The sequence below is a fragment of the Paraburkholderia sp. LEh10 genome (assembly GCF_017814945.1).
GTDB lineage: Bacteria > Pseudomonadota > Gammaproteobacteria > Burkholderiales > Burkholderiaceae > Paraburkholderia.
In genome coordinates this window covers 39,160-60,771 of the sequence record NZ_JAGIPX010000032.1, presented here as the reverse complement: position 1 = coordinate 60,771, position 21,612 = coordinate 39,160, and the positions used below count along the sequence as shown (strand labels likewise).

Here is a 21,612-nt window from a genome sequence, read left to right as displayed (position 1 = left end):
GCGCGTGACGCGCGGAATTGCGGGCAAAACGGCTCACTGTTCGCGCAATGACCGTGCGCGCTGCCCGCCTAGACTTGATCCTGTCTCCACGTTCTCCATGATTCTCCACGCAGTCGGAATCATCGGGACGCTTCGCGCCACGGTCTGTTGTCCGTGGCGTTTTTCTTTGGCGAAGCGGCCGCCGCACGGAAACGATGGACGCCGCAGTCCTGCGCTACGTCTTGCGTTCGTCGCGCCCGGCGAAGCGCCGGACCACTTCGAGCGGGATGTTCTCCGGCGTCACGGCCACCACCGACGAAGACCCGCTCACCGCCGACAAAGGCAACAGCTTGTGATAGCTCATCACGTGCTGGCACGCGGAGCGCATGTCCTGCCGCAAGTCGTGATGCAGGATTGCGGTGATCGCGCGCTCACGCAGCAACTGCACGTTCTCGCGATCCAGATCGTGGCCGAGAAAGCACTTGGGAGACTGGTTCAGCGCCTTGAGCGCGCGCAGAATCGCCGCGTTGCCGCCGCCCATCGAGTAGACGGCGGCGATCTTCTGGCCCGCGCCAATTGCTTTGCGCACGCGCTCTTCCGTTTCCGCGTCGAGTCCCTGCCCGCCGCTCGCGTCGATCAACGTCAGATGCGCATAGCGCTCGCGCAGCATCGCGCGAAAGCTCGCCTCGCGTTCCTCTTCGCCGCGAAAACGCTCGTTGCTCATCGTCACGAGCACGTTGCCCGCGCGCCGGCCAAGCCAGTGGCCGATCAGGTAGGCGGCCGTCGCACCGCCGACGCGATTGTCGAGCCCCGCATACGCGACGCGCTCCGACGCCGGGATATCGGTGAACATCGTCACGACGGGAATCTCACGCTGCTTCAGTTCGGCGATCGCCTGTGCGATAGCGGGCACGTTCCGCGCCTTCAGAAAGACGCCGTGACTGCCGCGCCGTGCGACAGCATGCAACGCGTCGACGACTTGCGCCGTCGTCATCGTCTCCTGCATCAGGAAGCGCGGCCTGAAGATCGCCGGATGCAGCCCCGGAATGGTGTCTTCGAGCGCGTCGCGGATCTCGTCCGCGAAACGCCGCGGCGCCTCGACGACCACATCGACGACCAGCTTGCGGCCGCTCGTCGCCATCGTCATCTGCTGCTTCTCCAGTTCCTTGATCGCCTGCTGCACGCGCCGCCGCGTGTGCTCCCGGACATGAGCGCGGCCGTTGAGCACGCGGTCCACCGTCGCCGTGCCGAGGCCCGCCTGCAACGCGATTTCCTTGATCAGAAAAGGATGACCCATCGGCAACGCACCTGTCTTTGATGTGTTTTTGATGTTTCGATGGTAACGCGGCGCCGAAGTTTGGGGATAAGCTGGTTCGCAACATGAAGGAGACGAGATGAGCCAGCACCCTCAGCATCGGCCATCGGACGCGCAAGTGTGGTTTCGCGAAGCCGATTGTTCCGTCGACGACTTCGCGACGCTGATCGAAACCTCGCGTGCAGCGTGTCCGCACCCGCGCCTCGCCGCCGATGTCCTGCAAGGCATTCCCGTATATGACTGCGATGCGCTGCGCCCGCTCGTGCTGGATCGCGCCCGTCGTCCCGAGCTGCTGGCTGAATGGGCCGGCGTGCTGCTGGACGGAGCGGGCGTGTTCGTGCTGCAACGCGCATATGCGGACACGGCCGCCATCGACGACGCGGCCGCGATCTTCGAATCGATCATCGGCAACGAGCGCAAGGCAGGCGGCGGCGCCGATCATTTCGCGAAGGCGGGCGCGAACGACCGCATCTGGAATGCGCAGGAAAAGCTCTGCCTCGGCGCGCCGGAGGTGTTCGTCCGTTACTTCGCGAATCCCATCCTGATGGCGGCTGCAGAGGCGTGGCTCGGGCCCGGCTACCAGATGACATCGCAAGTGAATGTCGTGCGTCCGGGCGGCGAAGCGCAACAGGCGCATCGCGATTTTCATCTCGGCTTTCTCACCGTCGACGAAGCGCAGCGCTTTCCCGCGCACGTGCATGCGATGTCGGCACAACTGACACTGCAAGGCGCCGTCGCGCACAGCGACATGCCCGTCGATAGCGGCCCGACCAAGCTGCTACCGTTTTCCCAGCACTATCCGCAAGGCTATGTCGCGTGGCGCCGCGAAGACTTCCGCGCGTATTTCGAATCGCACTACGCGCAATTGCCACTGAAAAAAGGTGATGCGCTGTTCTTCAGCCCTGCCCTCTTTCACGCAGCCGGCGCGAACCGCACGCGCGACGTGCAACGGATGGCGAATCTGCTGCAAGTGTCATCGGCTTATGGACGCGCGATGGAATCGCTCGATCGGACGAGCATGTGCAACGCGGTATATCCCGTGCTGCGGACGCTGCGCGCGCAACGGCGGGTCGACGCGACGGAAATAGCCGCCGTCATCGCATCGTGCGCGCAAGGCTACGCGTTCCCGACCAATCTCGATCGCAATCCGCCCGTAGGGGGACTCGCGCCCGCGAGCCAGCAGCAGATCTTCGCGAAAGCGCTCGATGAAAACTGGTCTGATCACACGTTTGCCGAAGCATTGCGCGATCTCGAGTTGCGCAACGCGACGCACTGAATTGCACGTTTTCAAGGCAAGCGCGCTTGCAGCCGCTTGAAACTGCTCGAAACCGCTTGAAAGCGCTTGAAACCGCTTGAAACCGCTTGAAACCGTTGGAGACGACATGACGACAAACACAATCGGCAGGCGCATCCGCCTTGGCCTGATCGGAGGCGGTCCGGGTTCAATCATCGGTGAAACGCACCGTATCGCGGCTCGGCTGGATGGCCGCTATGACATCGTCGCGGCCGCGCTGTCCTCCGATCCGCAGCGCGCGCGCCAGGCGGCGCTCGACCTCGGAATAGCGAGCGAGCGCGCCTATGCGTCGTGGCAGCAGATGCTCGACGCGGAAGCGGCGCGGCCCGACCGCGTCGATGCAGTCGCGGTGATGACACCCAACGACTCGCATCACGCGATCTGCATGCTGGCGCTCGAACTCGGCTTTCACGTGATCTGCGACAAGCCGCTTGCCAACGATCTCGCACAGGCGCGCGACATCGCCGCGGCCGTGCGGGCCGCGAACGCGGAGTTCTGTGTGACGTATTGCTACTCCGGCTTTCCGATGGTGCGCCAGGCGCGTGACATGGTCCGCGCCGGCGAGCTCGGCGAGATACGCCAGGTGCATCTGCAATACGTGCAGAGCTATCTGGCGGGTCGCGAACTGCCGGGCGGCTGGCGCACGCAAGCGGGGCGCGCCGGCAGTTCGCTCGTGCTGATGGATATCGGCACGCATGCGTTTCATCTGGGCGCGTTCGTCACCGGGCTCGATGCCACGCGCGTGTGCGCGGATGTCGGCTCGGCGATTCCGGGCCGCACCATCGACGATTACGTTTCGGCGCTGTTGCGCTATGAAAATGGCGCGCGTGGTTCGCTGTGGGTGACGAATGCGGCGGCGGGTTCCGAGCACGGCTTGAGCTTTCGCATTCACGGCGACAAAGGCGGGCTCGAATGGCATCAGGAAGAACCGAACCGGCTGGTTCATCGCCGGCAGGATGCGTTCGAGCAGATCATCACGCGCCGCCTCGGTCCGACGATGAGCGAAGGCGCGCAACGTTCGACGCGCATCGCGATCGGCCATCCCGAAGGTTATCTGGAAGCGTTCGCGAATCTTTACTCGGAGTTTGCCGGGCGGGTTGCGGGGCGTATCGATGACCGCGCCGCAGAAGACAGCCCAACGCTGTTTCCGGGCGTGCTCGATGGCGTGAAGGGACTCGCGTTCGTCGCGGCGTCGGTGAAGAGCATGGCGACGGGCGGCTGGCAGGACGTCGAACGCGTGTAGCGATCTCGCGTAAAGCGCTCGCTGCACGAAAAAAATGAGCCCTGTTCCGCGGGGGAACAGGGCTCGGTGGATGAGTCATATCGAACAGGCGCGTGGATGCTTGCCGATTGCTTCTCATCACATGAAGCTTGTTATTGGTGTGACTTCTTTTCGCTTCGATTGGCCCCGCGCCTACTCCTTGCTGCTAACCCCGACTGCATTTGTCAAATTGGTAAATCGATTGGTCGTTACTGCTATTGCTATTGCTATTGCTATTGCTATTGCTATTGCTATTGCTATTGCGAAGACGACTGCCACTGCTGCCAAAACAACTGCATCTGCGAAGACGACTGCTGGTACTGCAACTGCGAAGACGACTGCCGCTACCGCGACTGCTACTGCTACTACTGCTGCAACGAGAACTTCAAACTGCTGATCCGACTACTCTCCGATACCGCGTGCACTGCGACTGCCAGGACTACGACTGCTCATGCTTCCGTTACTGCAAACTACGACTGCCAGCAACCTACGGTCATGCGCAACGCGGAGGGGAACCGCGTCGATGGGCTCGTTGATTCGTCGCTCCATGGAAAGAAGTATACGAGCGGGCACGTGCATTCAATTGGCGGAAGCGAGGGCGATTCGCCGCGCAGTTCGCCGGTTTGTCGACGGGAACCCAACGTCGCTCGACACAGTCAGCTCGCGAAGCCCGCGCTCGTCAGATGCGGACGAACAGGGCTGCCGAACAGCACGTCCGGATCGGCGCGGTCTTCTACGGGCGTTTCACTGAGTTCGCGAAACGTCGCGACGAGGCTCTGCCACGAGGCGCACCAGCGCGTCTCACGAAGACGGCTGCCCGTGCTGTCGGTGATGCGCAAAATTTCGGTGTCGGGAAAGAAGGTCAGCGTGACCGCGATCCCATCGATGACACATGTCGCAGTACACGATTTTGTTGCCAGCACGATTGCCTCCGGTGTGTAGTCTGTTTCGCCGCTTAGTGGCGCCGCGCACTAAAAAGCAATGTGTATGCCCGTATGGCCATCGTCGCCGGTGAAGCCCGCTGCGCGGCGGTCGTGGCCTTCACATCGCCGCTACCGGTTCAATCGGCGCGAACAAGTGTTGGCTCGTGCCCGACAGCCGTCGTTGATCCGTCCGGTTCCTCCGCACATGCGATGTCCGATGAAAAGGCAAACGCCCTGCGCTGCCGCGTTGGCACGCGAAGCATCCGCGTTGCTTACTGTTTTTTAGTTGATGAATACGTATACGTAGTAGCAGTTAACAAGCACTGCGAGTTTCTGTGGACAAACGCCGAATCTGCTTTGCGCTCAACGGATTGCCAAACGGATACCCTTGCGCATAAACGTGGGACCGATCGCGTCAAGCCTGAATAACTTTTCCCGCGTTTGAGCCCGCGGCCTGTTTACCCAGAATCTGCCCACAGCAATCGCCTCCGCGATGTCCCCATGTTGTCCAGAGCATCGTGTGGACATCTGGATGTGTAGGCGAACCGCGCGCCGCGCTTGCGAAGAATGCGCGTTGACCTCTTGCGCCGGAAGCCTATAACGGAAATGATGTGCGAAGCCGTTGCGGTGGGTGTGCCCGCACATGGCCTCGTCAACGACAAACAAGGTTCCGTACCGGCCTGCAGTACTTGGGGGAGACCACATGGAAGAAACCGCATTCGGCGCATTCGAACATCGAGGTTGGGAAAGGGTCGCGCAGCCTTATCACACGTATTTCGGCAATCTGACCATTCAATCGCACGGCGCGTTGCTCGATGCGCTGGAAGTGCGTCGTGGCGTGCGTTTCCTCGACGTCGCTTCGGGTCCGGGCTATCTCGCCGCGGCGGCTGCGAACCGCGGCGCCGATGCCGTCGGCGTCGACTTCGCCGATTCGATGGTCGATCAGGCGAGGCGCATCTACCCTGCGCTGACGTTTCGTATCGGCAGCGCCGAAGACTTGCCGTTTCCCGATGAAAGCGTCGATGCCGTCGGCATCAGCTTCGGGATGCTGCATTTCTCGAATCCCGAGAAGGCGCTAGAGGAAGCGTTTCGGGTGCTCGCGCCCGGCGGCCGCGTCGGCTTCACGGTATGGGCGACACCCGACAAGACCGTCGGCTTTGGGATCGTGCTCAAGGCGATCGAAATGCATGGCCGTATGGACGTTCAGCTACCGGCCGGACCGCCGTTCTTCAGGTTCAGCGACTGGCAGGAATGCGAGCGGGTCCTGGCGGCAGCCGGCTTTCGCGAGCCGCATGTTCAGGAGGTCGGCCAGACTCTGCGTATCGCCTCTCCGAACGCGCTGTTCGAGATGGCGCTGCGCGGAGGCGTGCGCATATCGGCGATACTGAACGCACAGACGCCGGAGGAGTTGGCGGGCATCGCAAAAGCGATATCGGAAGGGGCTGCGCAGTATGCGACGGCCGGCGAGGTGCGCATGCCGATGCCGTGTGTGCTTGCCTACGCGAGAAAACCTTGATTGTCTGCGCGGTGGGTGCGGCTCATCGCGAGCACGGGGTATTGGCCTGCGGTAAGCGGCGAGTCAATCACGATTAACACGATCAACCGACGACGAATCGACGACGAATCGACGACGAATCGACGACGAATCGACGACGACCCGCCGCACCGCGAGCAGCCTTACTCCACCGTTACCGACTTCGCGAGATTGCGCGGCTTGTCGACGTCCGTCCCGCGTGCGCAAGCCGTGTGATACGCGAGCAATTGCAGCGGTACGACGTGCAGGATGGGCGACAGCAGACCATAGTGCTCCGGCATGCGGATCACGTGCAGCCCTTCGTCGTTGACGATCTTCGTGTCGGCGTCAGCGAACACATACAGCTGGCCGCCGCGCGCGCGCACTTCCTGAATGTTCGACTTGAGCTTTTCGAGCAGCGCGTCGTTCGGCGCGACCGTCACCACGGGCATCGCCTCCGTCACCAGCGCGAGGGGCCCGTGCTTCAGTTCGCCAGCCGGATAGGCCTCGGCGTGGATGTACGAGATTTCCTTCAGCTTGAGCGCGCCTTCCAGCGCGATCGGATAGTGCATGCCGCGCCCGAGGAACAGCGCGTTTTCCTTGCGCGAGAACTCTTCCGACCACGCGATGATCTGCGGCTCCAGCGCCAGCACGCTATTGAGCGCCGCGGGCAGGTGACGCAGTTGCCGGATCGAGTCCGCTTCCTGCGCGGCGCTCAAATGACCGCGCATCTTGCCGAGCGTCGCGGCAAGCACGAACAGCGCGACCAGTTGCGTCGTGAAGGCCTTCGTCGACGCGACGCCGATTTCGCGGCCCGCGTGCGTGAGAAACGACAACTCCGTCATGCGGACCATCGCGCTCGTGCCGACGTTGCAAACCGACAGCGTGTGCTTGTGGCCCAGCGCTTGTGCATGCTTCAACGCCGCGATCGTATCGGCTGTTTCACCCGATTGCGAAATCACGACGACGAGCGACTTGGGATTCGGCACCGAGTCGCGATAGCGGTATTCGCTCGCGATCTCGACCTGCGTCGGAATCTTCGCGATCGATTCGAGCCAGTACTTTGCCGTGAGGCCCGAGTAATAGCTCGTGCCGCACGCGAGAATCAGCAGATTGTCGATCTCCGAAAACGCCTTCTCAGCGCCTTCGCCGAACAGCGACGCATCGAATGAATCGCTTTGCGGGATCGTGTCGGTGATCGCGCGCGGCTGCTCGAAGATTTCCTTCTGCATGAAATGACGATACGGTCCAAGCTCGACAGCGCCGCCATATGCCGCCACCTGACGCACTTCGCGCTCGGCGGGCTTGCCCTCGCGGTCGAACACGCGGACATTCTCCAGCGTCAGTTCGCAGACGTCGCCTTCTTCGAGGAAGATGAAGCGCTCGGTGCTGCCCGCCAGCGCGAGCGCATCGGAAGCGAGGAAGTTCTCGCCCTGCCCCAGGCCGACGACGAGCGGCGACCCCTGGCGCGCGCCCACCACCGTATGCGGCTGGTCCTTGTGCAGCACGGCGATCGCATAGGCGCCATGCAACTGTTGCGTCGCTTCGCGCACGGCCGCGAACAGGTCGCCGCGATAGAGGCTGTGGATCAGATGCGCGATCACTTCCGTGTCGGTCTGTGAGACGAACGCGTAGCCCTTGCCGCGCAGCATCTCGCGCAGCGATTCGTAGTTCTCGATGATGCCGTTGTGCACGAGCGCGAGTTCGTCGCGCGAGAAAATCGGATGCGCGTTATCGGTGACGGGCGCGCCGTGCGTTGCCCAGCGCGTATGCGCGATTCCCGTGGCGCCTTCGAGATGCGTCTCACGCACCTGGTCGTCGAGATCGGCGACGCGTGCGACGCTGCGCGCGCGCTTCGGCTCGCCGTTCGCGAGCACGGCGACGCCGCACGAGTCATAGCCGCGATATTCGAGGCGGCGCAGTCCTTCGATCAAAACGGAAACGATATTTCGCTGCGCTACTGCGCCGACAATGCCGCACATAATCAATGATCCTTTGCAGAGTTAAGGTCCGAAGCGCCGCACGCGCGGCTCGCTTCAGCCTTTCTTTTTGGTCGGGCGCACGTAGCCCGTCTTGCCCACCTGGGTCTTCTCGTTCAGTACGAGCATGCCCTCTTCCACATCCTTCCAGACCGTCGTGCCCGCCGCGATCGTCACGCCGCGGCCGACGCGCACGGGCGCCACCAGTTGCGTATCCGAGCCGACGAACACATCGTCTTCGATCACCGTGCGGAACTTGTTCGCTCCGTCGTAGTTGCAGGTGATCGTGCCCGCGCCGATATTCACGCGCGCGCCGACATCCGAATCGCCGATATACGACAGGTGATTGGCCTTCGAGCCATGGCCGAGCACCGCGTTCTTCACTTCAACGAAGTTGCCAATGTGCGTCTCGTCCGACAGCGTCGCGCCCGGACGCAAACGCGCGTACGGACCGAGCACGGCTTGCGCGCCGATCCGCGCGCCTTCGATATGCGTGAACGCATCGACCCGCGTGCCCGCGCCGATCGTCGCATTGCGGATCACGCAGTTCGGACCGATCGACACGTTGTCGGCCAGCGTGACCTTGCCTTCGAACACGCAGTTCACGTCGATCGACACATCGCGGCCGCATTCGAGCGTGCCGCGCACGTCGATGCGCGCCGGGTCCGCGATCGTCACGCCCGCGACGAGCATTTCATCGGCGACGTTGCGCTGATGGACCCGCTCGAGTTCGGCAAGCTGCTGCTTGCTGTTGACGCCGAGCGTTTCCCACTCTTCGTCCGGCTGCGCGGTGACGACGTCGATATCCGCTTCAATCGCAAGTTCGACCACGTCCGTCAGATAGAACTCGCCCTGCGCATTGTCGTTCTTAAGCGACGAAAGCCAGCCATCCAGCCGCTTCGTCGGCATCACGACGATGCCCGTGTTGATCTCGGCGATCTTCTGCTGTTCCGGCGTCGCATCCTTCTGCTCGACGATGCACGCCACCTTGCCTTGCGCATCGCGCACGATGCGGCCATAGCCCGTGGGATCGTCGAGCTTCACGGTCAGCACGCCGTAGCCGTCGTTGCCCGCGCTATCGGTGAGACGCCTGAGCGTGCCCGCTTTCGTGAGCGGCACATCGCCGTACAGGACGAGCGTCGGCGCCGACGGATCGAGCAGCGGCAACGCCTGCTGCACCGCATGTCCCGTGCCGAGCTGCTGTTCCTGCAGCGCGAATTGCACATCGGGTGCCGCGACGGCCGCGCGCACCTGTTCCGCGCCATGACCGATCACGACGACCAGACGCGTCGGATTGAGCGTGCGTGCAGTGTCGATCACATGCGCGAGAAGCGGCCGACCGGCCAGGGGATGAAGCACCTTCGGCAGCGCGGAGCGCATGCGCTTGCCGGTGCCTGCCGCCAGAATCACGATGTTCATGACGTGGGCGTATTTGACGAGTTTGGAGTGGGCGATTCTAGCACGCGGCCCGCGGCCGCCATGTTGTCCACCACACCGACAATACCGCGCAAATGCCTGTTATCAAAGGCATTTGCGCGACCGGAAAGGTTAGAGATCGTCAAACTGCACGAATGAAATCGTCTGCGACGGCGGCTGTGTCCCGTCGGCTGCGGAATCGGTGGAACACGGCTCCTCGTCGAACGCGATATCGCCTTGCGGATCGGCTTCGCCCGTTGCGCGCAAACCCGCGAACGGAAACAGCGTGTGATCCATCAGATGCGACGGCACGACATTCGACAGCGCGTTGAACATATTGTCCACGCGGCCCGGGAAGCGCTTGTCCCATTCGCGGATCAGCGCCTTCATTTCGGCGCGCTTCAAGTTGGGCTGGCTGCCGCACAGGTTGCACGGAATGATCGGGAATTCGCGCATCTCCGCGTATTTCTCGAGATCCGTTTCCTTCACGTACGCGAGCGGACGGATCACGACGTTCTTGCCGTCGTCCGATTGCAGCTTGGGCGGCATGCCCTTCAGCTTGCCGCCGTAGAACAGGTTCAGCAGCAGCGTCTGCAGGATGTCGTCGCGATGGTGGCCGAGCGCGATCTTGGTCGCGCCGAGTTCGCCCGCCACGCGGTACAGGATGCCGCGCCGCAGACGCGAGCACAGCGAGCACGTCGTCTTGCCCTCGGGCACGAGGCGCTTGACGATGCTGTACGTGTCCTGGTTCTCGATATGGAACGGAATATCGAGCTTGCCCAGATACTCGGGCAGCACATGCTCGGGAAAGCCCGGCTGCTTCTGGTCGAGGTTCACGGCGACGAGATCGAAGTCGATCGGCGCGCGCTCGCGCAGGCGCATCAGGATGTCCAGCATCGCGTAGCTGTCCTTGCCGCCCGACAGGCACACCATCACCTTGTCGCCGTGCTCGATCATGTTGTAGTTGCCGATCGCCTCGCCGACCTGGCGCGCAAGCCGCTTGAACAGTTTGTTGTTCTCGTACGCTTCTTTTTGCTCGCGACGCGTCAGCGCACGCTTGCGCCCGGCGGCTTCCGTTTCGGCTTCGGTATCGGGCGCGTTCGCTTCGAGGCCCGTCAGGGTTTCGGGAGCGTTCATCGCTCAGTCCTCTTTGACATGGAAGACTTCGACGCCCACGGCGTCGCAGTCCGGATAAACATCGGGCTTTTCCGTCGACAGGCGCACGCCGCGCACTTGCGGATGCGCGAGCAACGCCTTCGCGAGATCGTCGCAGAGCGTTTCCTGCAGATGGATATGCCCTTGGCTCACGCGCTGCGCGATGGTCGAGCGCATGAAGTCGTAATCGACGACTTCGCGCAGCTTGTCTTCGACGGGCGTGGACAACGCGAGCGGCACGAACAGTTCGACGTTGATCACCACGCGCTGCTCGCCGCGCTTTTCGAAATCGTGCACGCCGATGTTGATGTGCACCTCGTAGTTGCGCAGAAAGAGCCGGCGGCAATCGGCGAGCCGGGGATGAAGCAGGACGGCAGACATGTTCGTTCCAGTACAAAAGGGCGCGTGCGAACACGCACGCAGTTGCAAATTGAGCGCGCTTTCCGGCGCGCCGCCAGGCACGTTGATCAGCGATCGGCGCCCGTCAAAAACATCACGTCGCGCGGCAGCGGCACGAGATGCTGGCCGCCATCGACGACCAGCGTCGTACCCGTGACGCCGCGCGCATCCGCGAGGTACAGCGCCGCCGCGACGAGATCCTCGATGCGCGACGCCCGGCCCAGCGGCGTTACCTTGTGCGCGGCCGCGAAGCTTTCCGGCGTCTGATCGCCGGATTGCAGCGTGAGGCCGGGCGCGAGGCCGACGACGCGCACCTTCGGCGCAAGCGCCTGCGCGAGCGCGACAGTCGCGGTTCCGAGCGCGGCCTTCGACAGCGTATACGACAGGTAATCCGGATTCATGTTGTACAGCTTCTGATCGAGCACGTTGATCACCGCGGTGCGCAGCGATTCGTCGTGCCGCGCCGCCTCCGGCGTGATTTCGTGCAGCATCCGCGCAAGCACGAGCGGCGCGCCGACGTTGATCGACGTCAGATGCAGCAGCTTCGTGTAGCCGACGTCGAGCGCGGTGTCCTCGTCGAACAGCGACGCATTGTTGACGATGCACGACGGACGCCCGAGCGCCGCCGTGCAGTCCGGCACGAGCCGCTCGACTTCCGCCTCGACGGACAGATCCGCGCCCAGCGCCACCGCGCGCCGCCCGAGCGCGGAGATTTCCGCGACCACCTCGTCGGCTTTTGCCCTCGACGAGCCGTAATGCACCGCCACGTCCCAGCCCGCAGCCGCGAAGCCGACGGCCAGCCCGCGGCCGATCCGGTGCGACGCGCCTGTGACGAGGACGACGCGGGGAGGACGGGCGTTGGCGGCGGAAGTGTCGTTCGAGGCGCTCATTTACAATGCAGGAATGAATCCAAAAGCTCACCAACCCGATAGTTTACCTGCTCCCGGCCCGACCGCGCTCGCGCAGTCGGAAGCCCTCGTTGCGCAGATCCGCGCGGCGATCGAAGCGGACGGCGGCTGGATGCCGTTCGATCGCTACATGGAGCGCGCGCTGTACACGCCGGGACTGGGCTATTACAGCGGCGGCGCCGTCAAGTTCGGCCGCCGCGCGGAGGATGGCAGCGACTTCGTGACGGCCCCCGAGCTGTCGCCGCTTTTCGCCGCGACGCTCGCACGGCCGGTCGCGCAGGCACTGGAAGCGAGCGGCACGCGCCACGTGATGGAGTTCGGCGCGGGCACGGGCAAGCTGGCGTCGGGCGTGCTCAACGCGTTGCACGAGCTGGGCGCGCCGTTGGAGACGTATTCGATCGTCGATCTGTCGGGCGAGCTGCGCGAACGTCAGCGCGAGACGATCGAAGCGCACGCGCCCGGGATGGCCGCGCGCGTGCGCTGGCTCGACGCGTTGCCCGAGCAGTTCGAAGGCGTGGTGATCGGCAACGAAGTGCTCGACGCGATGCCCGTGCGGCTTTTCGCGCTCGACGGCGGCGTATGGCACGAACGCGGCGTCGCGCTGAGGGACGGCGCGCTGCATTTCGAGGACCGCGCCGTTCAGTCGACGCACGACGCCGCGTTCCTGCGCGATCTGGAGATCGACGGCACGGGCGCTTATGTGACGGAAACGCACGAGGCCGCGCTCGCCTTCACGCGCACCGTCTGCATGATGCTCGCACGCGGCGCGGTGTTTCTGGTCGACTACGGCTTTCCGCGTCACGAGTACTATCACGCGCAGCGCGTGCAAGGCACGCTGATGTGCCACTACCGGCACCGCGCGCACGGCGATCCGTTTCTCTACCCCGGCCTGCAGGACATCACCGCGCACGTCGAATTCACGGGCATCGCCGAAGCAGGCGTCGATACGGGCGCGGATCTGCTCGGTTACACGTCACAGGCGCGTTTTCTGATGAATTCGGGCATCACGGAAGCGTTGAGCGCCATCGACCCGTCCGACATTCCCAACTTCCTGCCCGCCGCAAACGCCGTGCAAAAGCTGTTGTCCGAGGCGGAGATGGGCGAATTGTTCAAGGTGATCGCGTTTTCGCGCGGCATCGACGCCACGCTCGACGCGTTCGCGCGCGGCGACCGTTCACATACGCTCTGAGTTCGAGGCACACAGGATGATCCGCTGGCTGCTCACCACGTTTGTCGCAGTGGCCGTGCTGTCGGCGTGCTGGCCGTGGCTGCGCAAGCTCGGCATCGGCAGGATGCCGGGCGATGTGACGCTGCGGCTGTTCGGGAAAGAGTATCCGTTTCCGTTCATGTCGACGCTGGTGCTGTCGATACTGTTGTCGCTGATTGCGCGGCTGCTTTAGCTCATTCGTCTTTCGAAGCTTCGTCTTCCGAAGCCCCCTCGCCCAGTGCTTGCGCGACCGCGCGCACCCGTTCGCGATGCACGACGTCCTTGATCTTCGCGGGGTTGTCCGCATACGCCTGCGCGACGGCGCCGGCATCGACGGCGCGCGCCGCGACGAGCGCCTTGCGCAGACGTTCCGCCTGCGGATAAGCCGCTGCCTCGAAGCCGAGACGGCCGCGCGCGTCGGCTTCGCACGCCTGGAGCGCTTCGGCGAAACGCGCGGGCTTGCGCAACGCGTCGCAACGCTCGAACAGCCGCACGAGCCCCGCCGCTTTCGTCTCCATCACGCGATGAATATTGCCGTGCTCGCGCGCCACCAGCAACGCGAGGTCGCGGCATTCGTTCGGCACCCGCAGACGTTCGCACAAAGGCTTGAGCAGATCGATGCTGCGCCCTTCGTGACCGATGTGACGCGGCAACACGTGCTCTGGCGTGGTTGCCTTGCCGAGATCGTGCGTGAGCGCGGCAAAGCGCACCGCTAGCGCGTAGTTCTGCGCGGCGGCGTGATCGACGACCATCATCACGTGCACGCCCGTATCGACTTCCGGGTGATAGTCGGCCCGTTGCGGCACGCCGTAGAGCGCGTCGATTTCAGGCAGGATGCGCGCGAGCGCGCCGCATTCGCGCAGCACCTCGAACATCCGCGACGGCTTCTTTTCCATCAGGCCGCGCGACACTTCCTGCCACACGCGCTCGGGCACGAGCGCATCCACTTCGCCCGCTTCGACCATCTTGCGCATCATCTCCATCGTCTCGGGCGCGACGGTGAAATCGGTGAAGCGCGCCGAAAAACGCGCGACGCGCAGAATGCGCACGGGGTCTTCGAGAAACGCGTCGCTGACATGCCGGAACACGCGGCTCTTCAGATCGGCCTGACCGTCGAACGGATCGATCACCGGGCCGATCAGTTCACCGTCGGGCGTCACTTCGCGCGCCATCGCGTTGATCGTGAGATCGCGCCGCGCGAGATCTTCTTCGAGCGTAACGTCGGGCGCGTAGAAAAACTGGAAGCCGTGATAGCCCGCCGACGTCTTGCGCTCGGTACGCGCGAGCGCGTATTCCTCGTGCGTGTCGGGATGCAGGAACACAGGGAAATCCTTGCCGACGGCACGAAAGCCCTTTGCGGTCATCTGCTCGGGCGTCGCGCCGACCACCACGTAGTCGCGATCCTGCACAGGCATGCCTAGCAGCTCATCGCGGATCGCGCCGCCTACTGCGTAGATATTCATGCGCAGACGTCGTACTTGGCTATGACGTGCGCTTCGCGCAACGCATCGCTGATCCACGCGGCGACGGCGGGTTCCTCCGTCACGCGGCGCGCGTAGGCGGCGGCCGCTTCCGACAGCTTCGGTTGCCACGTGTTGAACCGCATCACGACAGGTGCGTACATCGCATCGGCAATGCCGAACTCGCCGAACAAAAACGGGCCGCCATATTTTTCCAGACAGCTGCTCCACATCGCGTCGATGCGCGCGACGTCGGCGAGCGTCTCCGGCGTCGCGCCCTTGCCCGGAAACGACGCGCGAATGTTCATCCACATGTTGTTGCGCAGATCGCCGAAGCCCGAATGCATCTCGGCGCTGATGCTGCGCGCGTGGCCACGCGCGGCGGCGTCGCGCGGCCACATCGGATGCTGCGGATAGCGCTCAGCGAGCGTCTCGCAGATCGCGAGCGAATCCCAGACGGTGACGCCGTCACCCGTCAACAGGCACGGCAGTTTGCCCGAAGGCGAATGCGCGAGGATCGACGCCTTGGTCTCTTCCTCGGCCAGCGGAATCACGGTCTCTTCGAATGCGATGCCGAAGTGTTTCAGCACGAGCCACGGCCGCATCGACCACGACGAATAGTTCTTGTCACCGATAACGAGTTTCATGCTTCGCCAGAAAGTGGATTGAACTGAACGGTTGAACGACGCAGTTTAACGGCCCGCGCTCGCGCGGAACGCGTTGAAGCGCGAGCGGAACGACGAGCCCGTCAGATACAGGGGTGCGATCGTTTCAATGCTGGCCGGCTCGATATCGAGTTCGGGCGCGAGCGGCGCGCTCAGCACGGCGTCGATTTTCATCGAGTCGAGATTGTCGCGCGACAGCACGGGTTCGCCGGGCGCCAGCTCGAACGACAGCGCCTGCAGCCGCGCCAGCGAATCCGGCAGCCGGATGATGCGCGCGTGCTTGCCGATCACTTCGCCGCAGTAGTCGACGAGCGCCTCGAGCGTGTAGACGGAAGGACCGCCGAGCTCATATGTGCGTCCCGTCGACGCGTCGAGATCGAGCACGTTGACGATCGCCTTCGCGACATCGCCGACGAAGATCGGCTGAAAGCGCGCGTTGGCCTTCGCGAGTGGAATCACGGGGAACATGCGCTGCAGGAAAGCGAACTTGTTGAGCAGTTGATCTTCGGGGCCGAACACGACAGACGGGCGAAAGATCGTCGACGCAAGCATCGACGACGCATGCACCGCGCGCTCGCCGTCGCCCTTCGAGCGCAGATACATGCTGGGCCCGCGCGTGTCGGCGCCGATCGCGCTGATATGGATCAGCCGATGCACGCCCTTGCCTTCGCATGCGGAGACGATTTTGGTCGGCAGTTCGACATGCGCCTTCGCGAACTCCGGGCCATAAGGATCGCCGCGATGGCCATGCAGGATACCGACGAGATTGATCACCGCATCCGCACCCTCGACGAAGCGCGCAAGCTGGATCGGATCGAACACATCCGTTTCGACGACATCGATGGGAAGCAGCGTGAGATGCCGCGCGTTATAGCGCCTGCGGGTGGCGAGGCGCACTGTCTTGCCGAGTTCGACGAGCGCGTTGACGAGATGACTGCCGATAAAGCCGGAACCGCCGATGACCGCGATGGTTTGATGTCGCATTTTTCGACTCCCTGATGGAAGCCGCGGCAACGGCTGAGATTCGAGCGCCGCCGCGTGCGTGACGTGTCACGCGGCGGCGGCCTGGCGCACCGTTACTGCAAGGGCGAGATATAACCCAGACGCGCCTTCAGCGATTGCGGACGGCCTTCGAACAACGCCGCATAGTAGACGGTGTTGGATAACACGTTCTTCACGTAGTCGCGCGTTTCCTGGAACGGAATGGCTTCCGCGAAAATCGCACCCTCGACGCCGCGCGGCAACGTTGCACGCCAGTTGCGCGGACGGCCCGGGCCTGCGTTGTAACCGGCTGTGGCCAGCACGGCGGACCCGTCGAAATCATTGTAGATCATCGACAGATAGTTCGTCCCGAGCAGGATATTCGTGTTGATGTCGTTCATCTGCGCGCGCGAGATCGGGCCGAGGCCGATCTTCTTCGCGACGAGTTGCGCCGTGCCCGGCATCAGTTGCATCAGGCCGCTTGCGCCGACTTCCGAGCGCGCGTTCATGATGAAGCGCGATTCCTGGCGAATCAGACCGTACGCCCATTCGACGTCGAGCCCGTTCGACTGCGCGTCGCGCTCGACGATATCGCGGAACGGCGACAGAAAACGCAGCGAAAAGTCGTGTTCGCTCTTCGTGCGATCGGCCGTGTTCACCGCCCGGTCATACAGTTCGATTCGGCGTGCGTACTCGGCGGCGGCGATCAGTTCACGGTCGGTCATGCTGCGCAGCGGCCAGTTCCATTCGCGGTTGCCTTCGAGGCGCAGGTTCAGCTGATAGAACTTCTGCGCAAGCGCGAAGCCGGGCGTATTGCCCGCCTGTTCGACTTCGGCATCGGAAACGGCGGTCTTCGGCGGCACGACGATCTTCTGGCCGAGTTCTTCGGCGGCAAGCTGGCCGTAGAAGTTGAAGCCCTGCGAGATCGATTCGAATTCCTGGTTCGCCGTGACGACCTCGCCCGCCGCCTTGAGCGCGCGCGCGTGCCAGTAGACCCACGACGGCTGGCTGCGCAGCGAAGGCGGCATCTGCTCGATCGACCAGCGCACCATCGTCCAGTCGCCGGCGACAAGCGCAACGCGCGTGCGCCATTCGTAGGCGGGATTCGACAGCGGCGCGTTCGCCGACAGCCGATACCAGTCGACGGCGCCCGGCATCTGCTTCGCTGCTGCCTGATATGCAATCGTGCCCCAGCCGATCGCGCGCTCGGGTGAACTCAGCGATGGCGCAACCGAGCCGAAAGTGGCGGCCGCCATCGCGGGATCGTTGCGGGCCATGCGCGTGATTGCGAGCAATGCGAGCTGATGCGATTGCGGATCGGGACCGATGCCGCGCGAGAGCAACAGCGGCGGCGTGCTCGCCGCCTGATCGAACAGCGCCGGATCGGGGCGGTTGTTGCCGAGCGCGTCGACGAGCTTCGCGCCGACGTTCGTCTGATTCTGTTCGTAAGCGACGCGGATCTGCTGCCACACGTCGTCGGCGCTGAACTGCCGGTTGATCGCGAGCGCGGTGATCAGATCGACGCAGCCGTCGCCGTAGTAGCGCGGCTCAACGAGCAGCGCGCGCGCCGCGTCGGCAACGTTCTCGCCTTTCGCCGCGCGCGATTCGAGTGCATAGCACTTCACCTGCGTGTCGTCGTTCAGGACGAAGCGCGCGTATTGCTCATCAAAGTTGCGCCAGTCGTGGCGCGCGCCGAGCACGACGAGGTAGTCGTTGCGCATGCGGTCCGCGATCGCCTGGCCGTCGTAGCGCTTCAGGAACGACAGCGCGGGCGCGTCGGCCGCGTCGATGCGCGGATGACCCTGAGCATCGAACAACTGCGGCTTCAACTGGAAATACTCCAGATAGGAAGGCGCCGGATAGTCCGGAATCATCGCCGCGAGTTGCGCGGCGCGCGCGGCATCGTTGTTGCGCGCGGCTTCGCGCAATTGCACGAAGGTCTGATCGTCGTTGGTGAGTGGGGAAAGCTGGATCGGCTTGACGGCGGAAGCCGTGCTGCATGCGACGAGTGCCGCCGCGGCAAGCGCCAGACTAGCCGCGCGATATACTCGGAAAAGGCGTTTTGACATCGTTATTTCTGGAGCGTTTTTTGGAGCGCGAATTGAACTCAAGCATAGCATGCAACCTCGTCGCGAAATCGAAAAAGGAACTGCGTACAACGCTTCTGGAAGCGCGTCTGCATGCGGCTCGCGACCAGGCGGGCAACGATGCATTGAGCCGTCGCGTACTCGATGCATTGAAGCGCTACGCGCCGCAAAGCGTGGGGTTGTACTGGCCGCTGTCGGGCGAGTTCGACATACGCGCGGCGATCGCGGTCTGGCTCGCGCCCGGCACCGCGCGCCGCGCGAGTCTGCCCGTCATCACGGGCCGCGACCAGCCGCTCGAGTTTCATGTGTGGACGCCCGACATGCCGATGCAACTCGGCGCCCATCGCATTCACGAACCGACTTCGGGCGAAGTGATCTTGCCCGATCTGCTGTTCGTGCCGTGTGTCGGTTTCGATGAAGACGGCTATCGGCTCGGCTACGGCGGCGGCTATTACGACCGCACGCTCGCCACCTTTCGCGCCGCCGGGAAAGTGCCCATCACGGTAGGCGTTGCGTATGAAGCGTGCCGTACGGAGGCGCTGCAGCGCGAAGCGCACGACATTCCGCTCGACGCGATCATCACCGATGCAGCGTGGTATCCAAAACAGGCCGCGTGAAGCGGCGGTCGGATTTCCGTTGAATGTCTTAAAGCGACGCGGCCGCGCGTGCCGCCGTGTCGTAGATACCTGAGGCATTGCGCATCAGTTGTGCAGCGTCTCCGATCTGTTCATTGGTCAGGCCGCTTTCCCTAAGCGTTGCGATCAGACAGCTCTCACGCACCTCGCGGTACTTCATGCATAGATCGCGCCCCGCCTGCGTTGCGGAAAAGAACACTTCCTTGCCGATCTTTTCGCTTTTTACATACCCTCTAGCTACGAGCTTCTTGAGCGCATAGGTCGCGACGTGCGTGTCCTCGATATTCAGCACGAAGCAGATGTCGGCAATCTTCTTGCGCCGCTCGCGATGGCTCACATGATGCAGCAGCGAGACTTCGATCGCCGTCATGTCCTTGTCGCCGGCCGCCGCCATGCAACGGACCATCCAGCGGTTGAACGCGTTGCTCGCCATGATCAGTCCGTATTCAAGCTCGGACAGCTCCGCACTGAAGTCGGAGACCAAATGTTCCGATGACACGATTTTGGTCGGATGACGCGCCATGATGTTTTTCTAAGCGTGATGGTTGGTTGGAGTGTACGACTTCCCCCGAGCCCGGGCGAGCCTGGGGAGATCGCTTATTGATAATTTGTCGATATTTTATTGAGAATGTACGCTATCTTATCGCGAGCGACGGGCGGCATCGTCAGACGAATCTGCCTGATCTGTCCAAGCTGCCATTTCTCGACCTGATCCACGACATCGATGACTGAACCCCGCATCTATCCGTTCGGCGATAGCGCGCTCGTCTGCGAGGCGCCGCCGCCTGCCACGCTCGACTGCCAGCGCCGCGTCTGGGCGGCCGCGCATGCCGCGCGCGACTGGCCGCACGTGCTCGAAGTGGTGCCGGGCATGAACAATCTGACCGTGATCTTCGATCCGCTCCAGGCCGATCCCGACCAACTCGCTGCGCTGCTCCAGAGCGCATGGGACAGCGCCGCCAGCGCGCCCGACACGGGCCGCGAAGTGGAAATTCCCGTCCAGTACGGCGGCGAGTTCGGTCCCGATCTGAACGCCGTGGCCGAGCACACGGGCTTGTCGGTGAAGGAAGTCGTCGAGCGGCATTCGTCCGGCCACTATGTCGTGTTCTTTCTTGGCTTCCAGCCAGGCTTCGCGTACATGGGCGGGCTGGACGAAGCGCTGCACACGCCGCGCCGCGCGGAACCGCGTCTCGAAGTGCCTGCAGGCTCCGTCGGCATCGGCGGCGCGCAGACGGGCATCTATCCGGCGACGTCGCCAGGCGGCTGGCAGCTGATCGGCCGCACGGCGCTCAAGCTGTTCGACCCGTCGCGCAATCCGCCCACTCTCCTGCAACCGGGCGATCGCGTCCGCTTTACCATCGCGAGGCTGCACGCATGATCGACGTGATACGCGCGGGTCTGTTGACCACGATCCAGGACCTCGGCCGGCACGGCTACCGGCATCTCGGCGTCGCCATGGGCGGCGCGCTCGACCGGCTGTCGCTCGAAGTCGGCAACCGGCTGGTCGGCAACCGGCCCGATGCCGCCGGACTCGAAATCACCTTCGGTCCGACCGTGCTGCGGTTTCTGCGCGCGACACGCGTCGCGATCACGGGCACCGAGTTCGGCGCGACGCTCGACGGCAAGCCCGTCTATTCGTGGTGGAGCCTGCCCGTGAAGGCGGGGCAGGAACTGACGCTGAACGCGGCGAAACGTGGCATGCGCGGCTATGTTTGCATCGCGGGCGGCATCGACGTGCTGCCGATGCTCGGCTCGCGCAGCACCGATTTGCAAGCAGGCTTCGGCGGCCTGGGCGGCCGCGCGCTCTGCGACGGCGACCGGCTGCCCGTCGGTGCGCCGCGCGCGGGTACGGGCTCGGGATTTTCGCCCGACGCGCCCGAATTCGGCGTGAAGGCGCCCGCCTGGTGCAAGTTCGTGGTCGTCGACGAACCGGTGCGGCGCGGGCGTCATTCTTCGGGCGTCGCGTGGGCGCCGCCGATCCGCGTGCTGCCCGGCCCCGAGTACGCGAGCTTCACCGCCGACGCGCAAAAGGCGTTCTGGAACGAAGAATGGCTCGTCACGCCGAACAGCAATCGCATGGGCTACCGGCTGTCGGGCACAGAACTGAAGCGCACGCAGAAGACCGATCTGCTGTCGCATGCGGTGATGCCCGGCACGATCCAGGTGCCGCCCAACGGCCAGCCGATCATCCTGATGAGCGACGCGCAGACCACGGGCGGCTATCCGAAGATCGGCGCGGTGATTCACGCGGACTTGTGGAAGCTCGCGCAGGTGCGCCTGAACGGCGCAGTGCGCTTCGTTCCGACTACCGCGTATGAGGCGCGCCGGGCGCTGATCGAAGAACGCAAGTACCTGCGGCAGATCGATGCCGCGATCGGCATGCATGAGGAACGCTGCGCGCGGCTCGCCGCGACGGCAGCGGTGTAACACCCAAC

The 21,612-nt window shown here is 63.8% G+C and carries 21 protein-coding genes; 9 read left to right on the top strand and 12 right to left on the bottom strand.

Annotated elements, in window-relative coordinates; translation table 11 throughout:
• Window positions 1–214: 214 nt before the first annotated feature.
• A complete protein-coding gene (locus J8I87_RS24945) occupies window positions 215–1,276 on the bottom strand; it encodes a LacI family DNA-binding transcriptional regulator (protein WP_209934696.1) in 1,062 nt (353 codons plus the stop codon).
• A 97-nt stretch (window positions 1,277–1,373) separates the two neighbouring features.
• On the opposite strand from J8I87_RS24945, the gene J8I87_RS24940 reads away from it, so the two are divergent.
• The 3 genes from J8I87_RS24940 to J8I87_RS24930 all read left to right on the top strand — a co-directional run bounded on the left by J8I87_RS24940 (window position 1,374) and on the right by J8I87_RS24930 (window position 4,246).
• Entirely contained in the window at window positions 1,374–2,570 is a 1,197-nt protein-coding gene (locus J8I87_RS24940) for a phytanoyl-CoA dioxygenase family protein (protein ID WP_209934695.1), read from the top strand.
• A gap of 106 nt (window positions 2,571–2,676) precedes the next feature.
• Window positions 2,677–3,831: a Gfo/Idh/MocA family protein gene (locus tag J8I87_RS24935; protein ID WP_209934693.1), complete on the top strand. Its 1,155-nt coding sequence runs from the start codon at window positions 2,677–2,679 to the stop codon at window positions 3,829–3,831.
• A gap of 70 nt (window positions 3,832–3,901) precedes the next feature.
• Window positions 3,902–4,246, top strand: coding sequence for a hypothetical protein (locus J8I87_RS24930; protein ID WP_209934692.1), 345 nt, complete (start codon window positions 3,902–3,904; stop codon window positions 4,244–4,246).
• 259 nt (window positions 4,247–4,505) lie between these two features.
• On the opposite strand, the gene J8I87_RS24925 is transcribed toward J8I87_RS24930, so the two are convergent.
• The gene (locus J8I87_RS24925; protein WP_209934691.1) at window positions 4,506–4,772 is read right to left on the bottom strand and encodes a hypothetical protein; all 267 of its coding nucleotides are present in this window, start codon (window positions 4,770–4,772) and stop codon (window positions 4,506–4,508) included.
• A 703-nt stretch (window positions 4,773–5,475) separates the two neighbouring features.
• On the opposite strand from J8I87_RS24925, the gene J8I87_RS24920 reads away from it, so the two are divergent.
• The gene (locus tag J8I87_RS24920) at window positions 5,476–6,288 is read left to right on the top strand and encodes a class I SAM-dependent methyltransferase (RefSeq protein WP_209934690.1); all 813 of its coding nucleotides are present in this window, start codon (window positions 5,476–5,478) and stop codon (window positions 6,286–6,288) included.
• A gap of 161 nt (window positions 6,289–6,449) precedes the next feature.
• On the opposite strand, the gene glmS is transcribed toward J8I87_RS24920, so the two are convergent.
• The 5 genes from glmS to J8I87_RS24895 all read right to left on the bottom strand — a co-directional run bounded on the left by glmS (window position 6,450) and on the right by J8I87_RS24895 (window position 12,124).
• Window positions 6,450–8,267 (bottom strand): glutamine--fructose-6-phosphate transaminase (isomerizing), encoded by a 1,818-nt coding sequence (gene glmS, locus J8I87_RS24915; RefSeq protein ID WP_209934689.1) that lies wholly within the window; start codon window positions 8,265–8,267, stop codon window positions 6,450–6,452.
• Between the two features lie 54 nt (window positions 8,268–8,321).
• Window positions 8,322–9,683 carry a bifunctional UDP-N-acetylglucosamine diphosphorylase/glucosamine-1-phosphate N-acetyltransferase GlmU gene (gene glmU, locus J8I87_RS24910; RefSeq protein WP_209934687.1) on the bottom strand — a complete coding sequence of 454 codons (1,362 nt, stop codon included), beginning with the start codon at window positions 9,681–9,683 and terminating at the stop codon, window positions 8,322–8,324.
• Window positions 9,684–9,812: 129 nt separating this feature from the next.
• Complete coding sequence (gene ttcA, locus J8I87_RS24905; RefSeq protein ID WP_209934686.1) at window positions 9,813–10,817, bottom strand: tRNA 2-thiocytidine(32) synthetase TtcA; 1,005 nt, start codon at window positions 10,815–10,817, stop codon at window positions 9,813–9,815.
• 3 nt (window positions 10,818–10,820) lie between these two features.
• Window positions 10,821–11,216, bottom strand: coding sequence for a dihydroneopterin aldolase (locus J8I87_RS24900; RefSeq protein ID WP_209934685.1), 396 nt, complete (start codon window positions 11,214–11,216; stop codon window positions 10,821–10,823).
• Window positions 11,217–11,302: 86 nt separating this feature from the next.
• Window positions 11,303–12,124 carry an SDR family oxidoreductase gene (locus J8I87_RS24895; RefSeq protein WP_209934684.1) on the bottom strand — a complete coding sequence of 274 codons (822 nt, stop codon included), beginning with the start codon at window positions 12,122–12,124 and terminating at the stop codon, window positions 11,303–11,305.
• A gap of 13 nt (window positions 12,125–12,137) precedes the next feature.
• Here J8I87_RS24895 and J8I87_RS24890 point away from each other — a divergent pair, with 13 nt between their 5' ends.
• Both J8I87_RS24890 and J8I87_RS24885 read left to right on the top strand, forming a co-directional pair.
• Window positions 12,138–13,331 carry a class I SAM-dependent methyltransferase gene (locus tag J8I87_RS24890; RefSeq protein ID WP_209934682.1) on the top strand — a complete coding sequence of 398 codons (1,194 nt, stop codon included), beginning with the start codon at window positions 12,138–12,140 and terminating at the stop codon, window positions 13,329–13,331.
• 16 nt (window positions 13,332–13,347) lie between these two features.
• Window positions 13,348–13,542 carry a DUF2905 domain-containing protein gene (locus J8I87_RS24885; protein ID WP_209934681.1) on the top strand — a complete coding sequence of 65 codons (195 nt, stop codon included), beginning with the start codon at window positions 13,348–13,350 and terminating at the stop codon, window positions 13,540–13,542.
• A 1-nt stretch (window position 13,543) separates the two neighbouring features.
• On the opposite strand, the gene J8I87_RS24880 is transcribed toward J8I87_RS24885, so the two are convergent.
• The 4 genes from J8I87_RS24880 to J8I87_RS24865 all read right to left on the bottom strand — a co-directional run bounded on the left by J8I87_RS24880 (window position 13,544) and on the right by J8I87_RS24865 (window position 18,524).
• Window positions 13,544–14,812: a multifunctional CCA addition/repair protein gene (locus tag J8I87_RS24880; protein WP_209934680.1), complete on the bottom strand. Its 1,269-nt coding sequence runs from the start codon at window positions 14,810–14,812 to the stop codon at window positions 13,544–13,546.
• Window positions 14,809–15,456: a glutathione S-transferase family protein gene (locus J8I87_RS24875; protein ID WP_209934679.1), complete on the bottom strand. Its 648-nt coding sequence runs from the start codon at window positions 15,454–15,456 to the stop codon at window positions 14,809–14,811. Before J8I87_RS24875 ends, J8I87_RS24880 begins: the two co-directional genes overlap by 4 nt.
• Window positions 15,457–15,501: 45 nt before the next feature.
• A complete protein-coding gene (locus tag J8I87_RS24870; RefSeq protein ID WP_209934677.1) occupies window positions 15,502–16,458 on the bottom strand; it encodes a complex I NDUFA9 subunit family protein in 957 nt (318 codons plus the stop codon).
• 92 nt (window positions 16,459–16,550) lie between these two features.
• Window positions 16,551–18,524 carry a lytic transglycosylase domain-containing protein gene (locus tag J8I87_RS24865; protein ID WP_209934675.1) on the bottom strand — a complete coding sequence of 658 codons (1,974 nt, stop codon included), beginning with the start codon at window positions 18,522–18,524 and terminating at the stop codon, window positions 16,551–16,553.
• Between the two features lie 32 nt (window positions 18,525–18,556).
• Here J8I87_RS24865 and J8I87_RS24860 point away from each other — a divergent pair, with 32 nt between their 5' ends.
• Entirely contained in the window at window positions 18,557–19,159 is a 603-nt protein-coding gene (locus J8I87_RS24860) for a 5-formyltetrahydrofolate cyclo-ligase (protein WP_245254137.1), read from the top strand.
• A gap of 28 nt (window positions 19,160–19,187) precedes the next feature.
• Here the strand turns inward: J8I87_RS24860 and J8I87_RS24855 are convergent, their stop codons facing one another.
• Entirely contained in the window at window positions 19,188–19,700 is a 513-nt protein-coding gene (locus tag J8I87_RS24855) for a winged helix DNA-binding protein (protein ID WP_209934673.1), read from the bottom strand.
• A 201-nt stretch (window positions 19,701–19,901) separates the two neighbouring features.
• Between J8I87_RS24855 and pxpB the strand changes: the two genes are divergently transcribed.
• Window positions 19,902–20,555: a 5-oxoprolinase subunit PxpB gene (gene pxpB, locus J8I87_RS24850; protein ID WP_209934672.1), complete on the top strand. Its 654-nt coding sequence runs from the start codon at window positions 19,902–19,904 to the stop codon at window positions 20,553–20,555.
• Window positions 20,552–21,604, top strand: coding sequence for a biotin-dependent carboxyltransferase family protein (locus J8I87_RS24845; protein WP_209934671.1), 1,053 nt, complete (start codon window positions 20,552–20,554; stop codon window positions 21,602–21,604). Before pxpB ends, J8I87_RS24845 begins: the two co-directional genes overlap by 4 nt.
• Window positions 21,605–21,612: the final 8 nt, after the last annotated feature.